The 13643-nt window shown below is 48.0% G+C and carries 13 protein-coding genes; all 13 read left to right on the forward strand.

Annotation, left to right across the window (positions count from 1 at the left end; genetic code table 11):
• The first annotated feature begins 80 nt into the window (after positions 1-80).
• The 13 genes from CGC65_RS09595 to CGC65_RS09650 all read left to right on the forward strand — a co-directional run bounded on the left by CGC65_RS09595 (position 81) and on the right by CGC65_RS09650 (position 13637).
• Positions 81-425, forward strand: coding sequence for a type II toxin-antitoxin system PemK/MazF family toxin (locus tag CGC65_RS09595; protein ID WP_002565650.1), 345 nt, complete (start codon positions 81-83; stop codon positions 423-425).
• Positions 426-516: 91 nt separating this feature from the next.
• Positions 517-927 carry a recombinase family protein gene (locus CGC65_RS09600; RefSeq protein ID WP_038279994.1) on the forward strand — a complete coding sequence of 137 codons (411 nt, stop codon included), beginning with the start codon at positions 517-519 and terminating at the stop codon, positions 925-927.
• 11 nt (positions 928-938) lie between these two features.
• Positions 939-1100 (forward strand): SHOCT domain-containing protein, encoded by a 162-nt coding sequence (locus CGC65_RS31265; RefSeq protein ID WP_002565648.1) that lies wholly within the window; start codon positions 939-941, stop codon positions 1098-1100.
• A gap of 77 nt (positions 1101-1177) precedes the next feature.
• On the forward strand, positions 1178-2785 hold the full coding sequence (locus CGC65_RS09605) for a recombinase family protein (RefSeq protein ID WP_002565647.1): 1608 nt from the start codon (positions 1178-1180) through the stop codon (positions 2783-2785).
• 2 nt (positions 2786-2787) lie between these two features.
• Complete coding sequence (locus tag CGC65_RS09610) at positions 2788-3789, forward strand: recombinase family protein (RefSeq protein ID WP_002565646.1); 1002 nt, start codon at positions 2788-2790, stop codon at positions 3787-3789.
• Positions 3713-5368, forward strand: coding sequence for a recombinase family protein (locus CGC65_RS09615; RefSeq protein ID WP_038282606.1), 1656 nt, complete (start codon positions 3713-3715; stop codon positions 5366-5368). The genes CGC65_RS09610 and CGC65_RS09615 overlap by 77 nt, the downstream gene beginning before the upstream one ends.
• 157 nt (positions 5369-5525) lie before the next feature.
• A complete protein-coding gene (locus CGC65_RS09620) occupies positions 5526-5987 on the forward strand; it encodes a hypothetical protein (RefSeq protein WP_002565644.1) in 462 nt (153 codons plus the stop codon).
• Between the two features lie 54 nt (positions 5988-6041).
• The gene (locus CGC65_RS09625) at positions 6042-8354 is read left to right on the forward strand and encodes a hybrid sensor histidine kinase/response regulator (protein WP_007036472.1); all 2313 of its coding nucleotides are present in this window, start codon (positions 6042-6044) and stop codon (positions 8352-8354) included.
• Positions 8355-8378: 24 nt separating this feature from the next.
• Positions 8379-10253 (forward strand): ABC transporter substrate-binding protein, encoded by a 1875-nt coding sequence (locus CGC65_RS09630; RefSeq protein WP_002566004.1) that lies wholly within the window; start codon positions 8379-8381, stop codon positions 10251-10253.
• Between the two features lie 502 nt (positions 10254-10755).
• Positions 10756-11202, forward strand: a complete 447-nt coding sequence (locus CGC65_RS09635; RefSeq protein ID WP_002566003.1) for a sensor histidine kinase — start codon at positions 10756-10758, stop codon at positions 11200-11202.
• A complete protein-coding gene (locus CGC65_RS09640) occupies positions 11202-11435 on the forward strand; it encodes a hypothetical protein (RefSeq protein ID WP_002566002.1) in 234 nt (77 codons plus the stop codon). Before CGC65_RS09635 ends, CGC65_RS09640 begins: the two co-directional genes overlap by 1 nt.
• Positions 11407-11676: a hypothetical protein gene (locus CGC65_RS09645; RefSeq protein WP_002566001.1), complete on the forward strand. Its 270-nt coding sequence runs from the start codon at positions 11407-11409 to the stop codon at positions 11674-11676. The genes CGC65_RS09640 and CGC65_RS09645 overlap by 29 nt, the downstream gene beginning before the upstream one ends.
• 260 nt (positions 11677-11936) lie before the next feature.
• On the forward strand, positions 11937-13637 hold the full coding sequence (locus CGC65_RS09650) for a methyl-accepting chemotaxis protein (RefSeq protein ID WP_007036468.1): 1701 nt from the start codon (positions 11937-11939) through the stop codon (positions 13635-13637).
• The last annotated feature ends 6 nt before the right edge of the window (positions 13638-13643 follow it).

Below are 13643 nucleotides of genomic sequence, written 5' to 3' on the forward strand. Positions count from 1 at the left end.
AGAGTTTCATCCCCTTGCTAAATACGAGTGAGGGGATTTTTTTGTTTCCAGAAAATCAGGCAGGAGAGGGGAGAATCAAAGTGAATATTTTAAGGGGCGATTTATACTATGCAGACCTGACACCGGTAACCGGCAGCGAGCAGGGCGGCGTAAGGCCGGTGCTGATGATCCAGAATGACATGGGGAACCGGTTTAGTCCAACCGTGATCGTAGCGGCCGTAACCAGCAGACAGGACAAGCATCCGCTACCGACTCATGTCCCAATCAGTCCCAACCACTGTGGCCTGAAAGAACATTCTGTTGTACTGCTGGAGCAGATCCGGACCATCGACCGTGTCCGTTTGCGGGAGTACATAGGCCGGTTGACGGAAGAGGATATGGAGCAGGTAGATCATGCGCTGCGAATCAGTATCGGCCTTAGTTAGACGGAAAACAACAAAACGGCAGAAAGAGCCGAGCCGTATATATAGATTTAAAGTTCGATTGAACGTTGTAGTCCAGGAGGGAGAGGATCTTATGAACGAAAAGAAAAAAGCATGGGTATATACCCGGATCGATGCGCCGGAAGACAGGTATGGGAGCTTGAAGCGGCAGGACCAGAAGCTAACCGAATATGCCTCCCGCATGGGCTGGGAGGTGGTCGGTCATTCCCAGGACACCGGTTCCTGCCGGGATATGAACCGGCCCGGACTCCAGGCACTGACCGATGCGGTATCACAGGGATGTGTGAATATTCTAGTGGTGAGCGGTCCCGACCGCCTGAGCCGCAATGCAAAGGATATCATTGCCTATGCAGAGTTTTTACAGAACTTTGATGTGGAGGCTTATTCGCCAGAACAGGGGAAGATTGAAGTCCTTTGCACTTCTGTGTTAAAGGACTCGGCATTAGCGGTACCGGATGACAGTCCGAATTTGTCCATTCGTTAGGAGGCAGGCCCATGGGACAGAAGAAAGAAACAAACGAGGTCCGGTATAGTGTAGCCCGGAAATTGCTGAATCTGATGCTGGAAAATAGCTTTATCTCGGATGAGGAATACAAAAAAATTGATACCCTGAACCGGGAAACATTTTCTCCGGAGTTGTCGAAAGTATATGGGTAAAAACACTAGATATATCTGAAAACATGTGGTATTGTGTGGTGCTAACAGGAGAGCAATGAAAGAAAGGAGAGAAGCCTATGGCGAAGAAGGTTGTAAAGAAAATCACAAAAATTGAGCCTGTTAGCAGTGGTTCCGCCGCCAATGTGGTGGAAGTCAAACGTGTCTGCGCCTACTGTCGCGTCAGTACGAACTCGGCAGACCAGAAGAATTCCTTTGAAGCCCAGGTAGACTATTACACCCGGCTGATCGGAGAAAAAGAGGGCTGGGTACTGGCCGGTATCTATGCAGACGAAGCCAGGACCGGCACAAAGCTGTACCGGAGGGATGACTTCCAGCAAATGATGCAGGACTGCCGGCAGGGAAGAATTGATCTGATCCTGACAAAATCCGTAACCCGGTTTGCCAGAAACACATTGGATAGCATCAAAGCTATCCGGGAACTGAAGGCCCTTGGAATAGGCGTTTACTTTGAGAAGGAGAGAGTCAACACCCTTATGGAAAAGAGCGAGCAGATGATAACCATCTTAAGCTCTATCGCCCAGGGAGAATCCGAGAGCATTTCCACCAATAATAAGTGGTCGGTAGTACGGAGGTTCCGAAATGGTACATTCATTATAAGCAGCCCACCATATGGTTATGAGAATAATGAGTACGGAGAGCTGGTTATAAAAAAAGAGGAGGCAGAGATTGTGCGCTGGATTTTTGATGAATATCTGGGAGGGAAAGGATCCTACACCATTGCCGCCGAACTGGAAACAGCAGGGATTCCCACGATTCGTGGAGCAAAGGAATGGCAGGACAGTGTGGTAAAGGGGATTCTTCAGAACTGTGCCTATGAAGGGGATCTGCTGCTTCAGAAAACCTATACGACCGATGGAGTCCCATTCATTCGCAAAAACAACCGGGGAGAACTGCCCCAGTATCTGATAGCAGATGACCATGAGCCCATCATTACCAGAGAGGAGGCTTCGGCTATCCGCCAGATTTATGAGTATCGGAGGGAACAGCAGTGTGTGGAGGATACCAGTGTATATCAGAACCGATATGCATTCAGCAGCCGGATTCTCTGCGGGGAGTGTGGGACAAAATTTCGCAGACAGAAAATCTACATCGGAAAGCCGTATGAAAAAATCCAGTGGTGTTGTTACCAGCATATTAAAGACAGTAAGGAATGCAGCCAGAAGGCAGTCCGTGAGGACGTCATCCAGGCTGCATTTCTTAGGCTCTGGAACCGGCTAGCCAGCAATTATGAGGAGATCCTGATCCCCATGCTGGCGGCGCTGAAGGCAATCCAGGGCAACCCAGAGCAAGACCGGGAAATGCAGGAGATAGAACAGAATATTCAGGAACTAAAACGGCAGGGCTACAGGCTGGGCAGGGTATTAACCGAAGGCAGCATAAGCTCTGCCATTTTTATTGAGAGACAGAACCAGATTGAGGCACAGCTGGAAGCGAACCGGAGGCGGCTGCGGCAGCTGAAGGGGCAGAAAGCCTTTGAATGGGAGATATCCCAGACCGAATATCTGATAAGCGTCTTCCGCAACCGTCCTGCCATCCTGGAAGCGTATGACGAGGAACTCTTCCTACTGCTGGTGGAACGTATCACAGTGCTGCCCGGACGCCGGCTGGTATTCCGTCTGAAGAATGGTCTGGAACTGGAAGAAAATGAACAGGAGGTGAGCTAAGTATGAGACAACGCCATATGCCGCTGGGGTATCGGATGGCGGAAGGAAAAATAGTAATTGATCCAGAAACGGCAGAGATTATAAATCGAATCTTCCAGGAGTATTCAGAAGGAGCTTCCCTGTACCAGCTTGCGAGAAAACTTACAGAACAGGGGGCACTCAATGCAAACCATAAGCCGGTGTGGAATCATGGGACGGTTGGAAAAATCCTGGAGAATCGAAAGTATCTGGGAGATGAATTTTATCCAACAATGATAGAACCAGAACTGTTCACCAAGGTACAGGAGCGCAGGATAGAAAAGAGCAGGGAACTGGGGCGCATCATGCAGCCTAACAGCTTCAGGAATCGCTCTATGTTCGCAGGCAGTCTGGTCTGTGGAGTCTGCGGGCAGCCCTACCGCCGGTACGTGGAGCACTGTAAACAGCCGGGAGAAAAAATCGTCTGGAAGTGTAAGCACTACATAAATGAAAACAGGGTGTGCTGCCGGAACATATTCCTGGTAGACAGCCAGATCATCCAAGCATTTATGGAACTGATGAGAGGGGTGAAGGATGGGAGGCTCCAAATAGAGCCGAAAACCATCATGCAGGGCCTGACATATAGCCGTGAGGCAGCAGAACTGACCAGAAAGCTGCAGGAATTGGAGGAAAAGCCGGAGTATCCATCCGAGGAGATGGTACGGCTGATTTATGAGCGGGCCAGATTACAGTACCGGGTGTCCAAAATTCAGGACCAGAATTACCAGACAGAAAAACTGAAAACAGCCCTGGAAGAAAACCTACTCCAAAAAGAATTTGATAGTGAACTTTTTAAGGCAACGATACATCGGATTACCGTTCACAAGGACAGAAGGTTCGAATTTGAATTAATGAATGGTGTAAAAATCGAGCTTCCTATCAGGGAAGCAGCAGAAGGGAGGAAACCGGATGAGACGGGCCAGAACAGCAACCGTTGTAAAGAAAAATATCTCTGTAATTCCAGCCAATCCGGAATACAGCCGTGATACAAGGGCCCAATATAAGCGGCTGCGGGTAGCCGCCTACTGCCGAGTCAGTACCTTGCAGGAACAGCAGGAGACCAGCTATGAAGCACAGGTGAATTATTATACAGAAAAAATCAACAGCAACCCGGAATGGGTGTTTGCAGGAATCTATGCAGATGACGGGAAGAGCGCTACCATGACCCGTAAGCGGAATGACTTTCAAGCAATGATTGATGACTGTATGGCAGGAAAAATTGATATGGTCATCACAAAATCCATCAGCCGCTTTGCCAGGAACACGGTAGACTCCCTTACCCATATCCGAAAATTAAAGGCAAAGAATATTGCCGTGTATTTCGAGAAGGAGAATATCAATACCCTGGGGGATGGCGGGGAAATGCTGATCACCATTCTAAGCAGCCAGGCCCAGGAGGAAAGCCGGAACTTGAGTGAAAATGTACACTGGGGGTATGTGCGGCAGTTTGAAAACGGAGTGGTGTATGTAAATCACAATAAATTTCTGGGATACACCAAGGATGAAGAAGGAAATCTGATCATTGTGCCGGATGAGGCGAAGCTGGTCCGCAGGATCTTCCGACTATATCTGGAAGGAAACAGCATTAACAAAATTGCAGAGACGCTTACCAAGGAAGGAATCCGGACTGTGACGGGAAACACCGTGTGGCATGCCACGGTGATTTCCAAGATGCTGATGAATGAAAAATATATGGGAGATGCGCTGCTGCAAAAAACTTATACCGTGGATTTCCTGGAGAAAAAAAGAGCAGTTAATAAAGGAATTGTACCGCAGTATTACATCGAGGGCAACCATGAGGCGATTATTCCTCGGGAATTGTTCTATCAGGTACAGGAGGAGCGGGCCCGGCGAGCGAATGTTTACCGCCCGGCAAAAAAGAAGGGAACCACCATCCGAGGAAAATACAGTTCCAAGTATGTGCTGGCCGACATCATGTACTGCAAAGAGTGCGGACAGCCTTACCGCAGGCAGGTATGGGTGAACGGCGGAACCAAGAAGCCGGTGTGGCGCTGTTACAGCCGCTTGAAGAGCGGAACCAAAAAGTGCAAACATTCCCCCAGTCTGGAAGAAAAAGCGCTCCACGAAGCGATTATGGAGGCCGTCAACTCTGTGGTAAAGGATGAAGGGGAGTTCATCGATGCCTTCCGGGATAATGTCATCCGGATCCTGGGCAGCTACTCGGATAACGTGGAACCAACCGAATATGATGAGAAGATCGATGCGCTGCAGAAACAGATGCTGGCATTAATCGAGGACAGCGCCAAAACGGAGAGCGCTGATGAAGAGTTCGACCGGGCGTACCGGGAGATTGCGGACCAGATCCGGGCCTTCAAGAAAAAGAGGACGGAGTTGATCCGGGAAAAGCAGCTGGCCGAAGCCTACGACCAGAGAGTGGAAGGTATGGGTCAGTACATCCAAAAGACCAACTACCTAAAATGCCAGTTTGATGACGAACTGGTCAGGCGGCTGATTAAGGCCATCATGGTAATCAGCGAAGATAAGATTGAAATACAGTTCCACTCAGGAATTGTGATGTCCCAGAGAATCAATGAATATGACTAAGACCGGCGGCAGAATCAACGGGTTCCTGCCTGCCGGGATTCTGACAGTGGCAAGAATAAAGTCCCCAGACACCATGTGATATCCTTATCACCGCTGGGGGTTTTATTGTTGGTATTATAGGGAGGAGTAGGAACGGTAGAAATGGAGGAACAGCACAATGGTATCGGAAGAGTTGAAAAAAATGTTTGAAGGGCGGATTGAAATGCAGGATATGCATTATGTGGGGAAAGCCTGCTATGGGAGACTGGAGGAGAATCTCAGAGGGAAGATTGAGCTGGGACAGGGCTTTATGGACAGTGGGTATACCAGGCTTACCGTCTCGGTGCTGGAGCGGACCAATGGGCTGGTGGATCAGATGAAGTTTTTGATCAGTGATGTGACTGGTCTGAAACAAGAAACGGAAGGGGAACGGATGGCAGGGCCAGAACTGAGATCGTATAAAGATTCTGTCTGGTGGAATTGTGAGATGGAAGAGGAGGACTACCAGAAGATAGCGGAGGCGGTCAATGGATATCTGTCCCTGTTTCAGTCGGAAGAACTGGTTCAGGGACAGAAGGAAGGAGAATCCCAGGGGCAGAATGAACAGGTGGGAGTGCTGCCGAGTAATATCCTTACTTAAATCATCGGAACCATATTAAATTATAGAAGGAATGAGGAAGGGAGCAGGGCTTAAATGAAATTATTTGTAAAGCGTGAAAACTGGGATGGTGGAATCTGGATGAAGCTGCCGGCCTCGGAGGAACAGGCAGAGCAGGTCCAGAAGAAACTGGCTGGTTACCATCCTTCCAGGATGTTTCCATTCAGAGGAGATGTGGAAGCGCCGGTGGCCGGTCTGACTCATCTGTTAATCGGAGAGATTGTTGATAATGTGATTTATGAAGATGAAAACCGGTTGATTTTTTTTATGCCAATCGAGGAGCTTAAAATCAATGGCAAGGAGATGAAAGCGATCGGTGTAAGCTATGACACAGATAAGCTGTTCCGTGTCCTGCAGATTGAGGCATTTCAGGGGCAGAGTAATCTGTATGTGATACACGAAGATGGGACGGAGGTGTTTTCTGCTGTCAATAGTGAAGGGGTAAAGGGATATAATCTGCTGAACAGCCTGGAAAAACTGACCTTTAAAAACGGTTCCCCAGAGGAATTCCGCAGGGGACTTGAGACCGGCAGCAGAGAGGATAATCTGATGACCGTGGAGTTTGAGGGGAAGGATTATTATATCAATCATACTCCGATTACAGGTGAAAACTGGATTCTTGTGAGTATGATTCCTGTTGAAGCGGTGAGCGGAAAGATGGAACAGTACTCTTATCATGCATTCTTTTTGATGGCTGGTGTATGCGCCCTGATTATTATAGGATTTGTTATCTTCTATTCTGATGCGGCGAAGCAGATACTTCGGGCGGAGGAGAAGGCGAGAAAGGCGGCTGAAAGCGCAAATGAAGCAAAAACAAATTTCTTTACAAGTATGTCCCACGACATTCGTACGCCAATGAATGCCATCATCGGCATGACGGAAATAGCGGTAAATCATCTGGATGATCCGAATAAAACCATGAACTGTCTGGGTCAGATCCGCAGATCCGGAAAACTGCTGGTTGGACTTGTCAATGACATTTTAGACATGGCAAAAATAGAAAGCGGAAAAATGGAAATCCATGCCGAAAGAACATCCTTAGCGGAGCTGATTGAAAATATTGTCGTGGTGATAACTCCGCTGGTGAAAGAGAAAAACCAGGATTTCCAGATTTGTATCCGGGAAGTCCGCCATGAACATCTGATGCTTGATTCTGTCCGGATGAACCAGGTTCTGATGAATCTGATTTCCAATGCGATAAAATTCACTCCTGAGGGCGGAAGCATCCGGGTTACGGTTGAGGAAAGCTTATCACCACATCCTGGGCAGGCGCATTTTACCTTTACCGTATCGGACACCGGCATGGGGATGAGTCGGGAATTCCAGAACAATATTTTTACAGCGTTTGTACGTGAGCGTGATTCACGGGTGGATCATATTGAGGGGAGCGGCCTGGGGATGGCGATTACAGGGATGATTGTCGCTAACATGGGCGGAAGTATCCGTGTGGAGAGCGAACCGGGGATGGGAAGTATCTTTACTGTGGAGCTGGATTTCTGTCGGGCGGAGCCTGAAATGGATTCTGAATCGGAAGGAATAGCGATATCTTCGGTAAAGTGCCTTCTGGTAGAAGCAGACCCGGAGATATGTAAATGTGTATGTGAATTTATGAATGTACTGGGACTGGTACCCAGTACAGCCGGCAGTGGTTTGGAAGCAGTAGAACTGATGAGGACGGCCCGTGAGAAAGGGGAGGATTACCAGTTTGTCATTCTGGATAGGGGGCTTGCGGTTTATGATGCCTGTGAGGCTGTGGGCAGACTCAAAGAGCTTGCTGGGGAAAGGCAGCTGACTATCCTTCTGGCCGCCTATGACTGGGCTGATATGGAAACGAAAGCCTCGGAAGCCGGAGTGGACGGTTTTGTGCGCAAACCAATCTTTAAGTCCACACTGGAGCAGATTGTCAGGCAGTATGTGCTTCATACGGAAGCTGTCCGGAGACCGGAGTGTGCAGAAACGCCCATTCTGGCAGGAAAACGGATTCTTCTGGTGGAAGACAATCTGATTAATCAGGAGATTGTAAAAGAACTGATGGAACAAACGGGGGCTGCGGTTGATGCGGCGTATAATGGAAGGGAAGGTGCAGACCGGTATGCCAGTATGGAAGATGGATATTATGACCTGATTCTGATGGACATTCAGATGCCGGTTATGAATGGATATGAAGCGACACGGCTGATTCGCGGCATGAATCGCCGGGATGCGGGAAGTATCCCGATTTTTGCCATGACGGCAGATGCATTCGCAGAGGACATTGCCATGGCCAGACAGGCCGGAATGGACAGACATCTTTCCAAGCCGATTGATGCTGTTTCGCTGATGCAGGAGATAACCCGCGTCTTAATATAAAATAAAGGAAGAGGGACCTTGAAGATGAAGCTTGGAAATTATCTTTGTATATCTGCGCTGGTTCTGACTGTACTGACATTATCATCGTGCGGGAAAAAGCACAATGAAGAAATTGACGGTTTTGCTGCTCCGGGGACAGAAAATGACAGAGTGACCGTTACCCTGTACGGTATCCAGCCGCTGCCTCACTTTGAGGAGGCAGTGGAGAATAAATTTCCGAATATTGACCTGGTGCAGTATCTGTATACAGGAGATTACGCTGAGTGTGAATTCACAGCCAGAATTAAGAGCGGGGATACCTGCGATATTATGATGGCCAAGGCCGGACGTATCGCTCTTCTGGACACCACGGAGAGCCTGATGGATTTGTCGACCATGTCTTTTCCTGCTAACTATACAAAAAATGCGCTGCCGCAGAATGAGAGGGGGGAGATTTATTTTGTTCCGGGGCCCCTGAGTTTTAATGCATATATTTATAACAAAACACTGTTTGAGGAGCATGGATGGGAGGTGCCGGAAAGTTTTGAAGAATATCTGGCGCTGTGCAGACAGATCGATGATTCCGGGATCCGGGGATGTGAGTTCCCGTTGGGTCATGCCAATATGCCCATGTATGTGTTCTGTGTAAGACTCGCAATGGACTATATGACTACGGTGGAGGGGCAGACATGGTATGAGGACTTTCTGGCAGGCAGGGCGTCTTCACAGGAACCCCTGGAAGACACTCTGGATGTATACAGCCGGATGATGGATGAGGGAATTATCCGCGTGGAGGATTTATCGCTGAGTTCTGAAGAAAGGCTTGAACTGCTCCGGAACCGGCAGCTGGCTATGACAACTGCTGAAATCAATACAATCAAAGCATTAAATGAAGAGGGAACGGATGAGTTTGCCTTTTATCCCCAGTATGGGGTGGCGGACAACCAGGGCTGGCTCCTGAGCCTTGGATATTATTTTGGCGCTGGAAAATATCTGGAGCAGCCTGAGAATATGGCTAAGCGGGAAGCGGTCATGGATATTCTGGAGTTTATCTCGACAGATGAAGGACAGAATTTATTGATTGAGGACAATATCGGAATGGTATCCACTGTGAAAGGCGCGGTTATCCCTGCCGACAAGGTGTTTGACGGAATCAGGAGGGCAGTCATGCAGGGAAACTATGTGATGCGCCCTGTCCTGGGCAGTCTGATTCCTGTCCTTCAGCCGGAGTTGACCTCTTATATCAGAGGTGATATTTCTAAGAAAGAAATCATGCAGCATTGCAGGGAAGCTATGGAAGGAAAAGTAAAAGAGGAAGTTTCTATTGGAATAGCTGCAGAGAATTTTGACATTCTGGAAACTGCGCAGCTGAAGGCTGATACCATGCGGGAAGTGCTTGGAACGGATGTGGCTCTTATGGGTGTGTCGGAAGCAGGAGGCTTTGATCCAGTGCAGGGTGTCCTGTCGAAGCTTTATGCAGGAACAATTGGAGAGCAGGATGTGAAGCGGATTGCACAAAGGAATGATACGGTACCGGTTTACTGCTGGACTGCACAGGTCAAAGGTGAGAAACTGCTGGAAATTCTTGATTACGGCGCTTATTCAGAAAAAGAGCGTGAGGCGGAAGAGACAGAGCATTTTCATCCATATGCCGTGGCAGGCATGAAGGTACGTTATGAGCGGAATGCCAGAATAGGAGCGCGGATTGCGGAAGCGGCCATGGTGGACGGAAGCGCGATAGAACCGGATAAAAGCTATTCAGTGGCCTATCTGGAAGGCGTGTTGGAACCGGAACAGGTATCGGAACCGAAAAGAACGGGCCGGCTTCTGACCGAGGTCCTGACTGAAAAAATAAAGGCGGAGGGATGCGTCAAACCGGGCAGTGTCAGCATTTACTACACGTTTGATATAAAAGAATAATTTTGTCCAGAAGTTCCGGGGAATCACTGCTGATTCATTTGGATGGCAACCTGCACGGAAACAATGGAGTGGGGGGTGGCTGCAACTATAAACTATAATTGAAGAGCATGGGAATATATCTGATATAAGCATTGGATATAAACAAAGAAAAGACCGGCTGATGCAGCTGGTCCTTTTTGCTATTCATATGATTTTTAATAAAGATAAAAAAGAAACCGAAATGTAACCTTTAAGATGTATAATCCCAGATATTTCAGTATTGCAGAAGGAGGATATCACCGGACGTAAACTCTGCCGTCAGGGAGGTGTGATTCAAGCGGGCCACACCTTCTCTTATGAGTATTCCGGGAGTTTACACAGAAGAGAAAATGAATTCAGCGAAGGAGAAACCATATGAAATACAAGAAAATGCCCGGGAATATAATCAAATAGGGGGAAAGAGCCAATAAAAAATAGATAGCTTATTATGTTTTGAAATTACTAAGGATAGGAGCATAAACCTGTGAATCAGAAAAAAGTGAAGATTCTCCCGCTGAGTATATTAATTATTTCTGTTCTCTGTTTTCTTTCTGTGGGTTATTGGATTTATCAGAAAAGGGTCCGTAATGTCATCCTGCAAAAAACAGTTGCTTCGACCACTTTTTTAAAGGATATCATCAATGACGTCCTGGATATGTCCAAAATTGAAAGCGGGCAATTGGAGCCTATATGCCGTAATATAGATTTGAACGGGCTTTTATCTGAAGTCGAAACGCTTCTGGAGACCCAGGCACGCCATAAGCAAATTGATTTTACCGTGAATACACAAGGAATCAAACAAAAGTGGATTGCAGGCGATCCAATCCGCATCAAACAAATTTTGATGAATATTCTGGGAAATGCGATTAAGTTTACACCAGAGGGCGGAGGGCAGAACAGGGGGGCTTGTTCCTCTGGACGATATCATTGATGATAGAGGAAGTGGGCCTGGATGAATTCATTCCGGAACAGGACACCATCGCCCACTGGTCTACCGAGGACTTTAATACGGTGTTTGCAGGCTTGAAGGAGTCTATTACCGATGAGACAACCTATGTTTTTATGATGTATGCCCTGAATAGTCAGGGAGACAGCCATATTATGACACTGCTTCAGGCGATGGGCGGAAGCCTGTATGATGAAAATGGGAATTTGCATGTCTAACCTGACCAATTTGTGGGATTACCGCGACCGAGGCATGGAGGTGTTCCCGGTCAATTTCCCCAGCCTGGACGGCAGAGGCTATGCTGTTGTCCGCCTGGACAACCTGAACTGGCAGGGGGTCCGGGATGTTTTCTATCTCAATATCCAGGATCTGCTCAAAGGGACAAAAAGCCCGGAAGAGGTTGCGAAAGCAATTGATGAGACCTGTAATGCCGCCCTGGAACAGGGGCGTCCGAAGTAAACAGGAACAGAGAAAACGCAGGGTGTTATATGCAGCCTGAAATCCAAGGCCGGGATGCAGAAGCGCCGCCCCGGGATATGCTGGTCACATGCGGACTCAGCACACATAATTTCCGGCAAAACGAATTGTCTTAAAAGATTGATATATTTGTCAATCTTTGTTATACTTGATTCAATTAATTGGCATATGAACAAAGAATATACCTGGGTAATCGGTGAGAATGAAAGAGCCACGGCATGGTTCAGGGGAGGATGAAGTAAATGTTAAAGAGTCTGGAGCTGTCGAAAAAATTAATCCTGGGGCTGGGAATTATGGTGGCCATATCCGCGGCTATGATGATTATTGCAATTGTAAGCCTGCATGACATTGGAGGACTTGTTAACAGGCTTTATCAAAGCCCTTTTACTGTATCCACCCAGAGTATTATGCTGCAGAAAGAAATACAAAATATGGGACGGGAAATACGTGGCATGGTGCTGTATGAGGACCCTTCTTATTTTGATTCCGTATTAGCCTCCAGCGGCAGGGCCAAAGCAAATCTTGCCCTTGTGGAGAAACGATTTCTTGGTGACCAGCAGTTGATTCTGGATATGTACCAAAGCCTGGACGAAATTGAGGCGGCGGGGAAGGAAATTAACCGGCTTGTTGCCGGTGGAAAAATAGAGGAAGCCAAGAACAGCGCAGATATTGATTTCAGAACGGCTATGAAATCAGGAATAGAAACTTCTCAGGAAATTGTGGATTTTGCATTAGATAAAGCTTTGGAGTTTAATGAGGATGCAGGAATAGCGTTAGAAAATGCCACGGTGATGCTGATCGTTCTGCTGGTGGTTATGGTGGTCCTGTGTATGGGAGTTACCACCGTGCTGTCCAGAGCTGTCAGCCGGCCGATTTCGCAGCTCACAGATGCAGCAAAAAAACTTGCAGCGGGAGCTTTGAATATTGAGATTGACTATTATTCAAAAGATGAGGTGGGGACGTTGGCTGAGATGTTCCGGGAGATGAGCGGCAGTATGAAAGCGGTTATCAAGGATATTGGCCAACAGCTGGGAGCTATGAGTAATGGCGACTTTATGGTTGCCCCGCGGGCGGAATATACGGGCGATTATGTTTCTATAAAAAATGCGCTCATAAATATCAGAGAAAGTCTGTCAAATACACTTAATGAAATTAACCTGTCTGCCGATCAGGTATTCAGCGGGTCTGCCCAGGTGTCTGACAGCGCCCAGACCTTTTCAGAGGGAGCTGCGGATCAGGCCGGTTCTATTGAGGAACTTGCGGCTGCCATAAACGAGATATCATTCCAGGTGCGAGAGACAGCTGCCAATATGGAAGCCGCGCGCCGCCTGACTGCCAAAGCCGGGGAACAGGTGGCGGTCAGTAACCGGCAGATGGAAGAAATGCTCCTGGCAATGGGGGAAATCGGCGCCAAGACGGAACAGATCAGGGCCATTAATAATACGATTGAAGAGATTGCATTTCAGACCAATATACTGGCGCTCAATGCCGCTGTGGAAGCTGCGCACGCCGGGGAATCCGGAAAAGGCTTTGCCGTGGTTGCAGGTGAGGTCCGCAGGCTGGCCGGGAAATCAACGGATGCGGCCAAACGTACATCGGATCTCATTGACGGTACGGTTCAGGCTGTGGAAAAGGGGAGAAAAATCGCTAATATTACAGCAGAATCCCTGCATAATGTCGTGGAAAGCACAAATGAAGTTCTGAATACGGTAGATAAAATTGATGAGGCGGCTCAACATCAGGCGGGGTCTATTGTACAGGTCACACAGGAAATCGATCAGATTTCCTATGTGGTGCAGAATAACTCCGCGACTTCCGAAGAATCAGCAGCAGCAAGCGAAGAACTCAGCGGGCAGGCGCAAATGTTGAAAGAACTTGTGGGCCGGTTTAAGATTGACGGTTCGGAAAATGTGAATCAGGACCATGCTTACATCTATCATTAAAACTGT

This window comes from Enterocloster bolteae (genome assembly GCF_002234575.2).
GTDB classification, from domain to species: domain Bacteria; phylum Bacillota; class Clostridia; order Lachnospirales; family Lachnospiraceae; genus Enterocloster; species Enterocloster bolteae.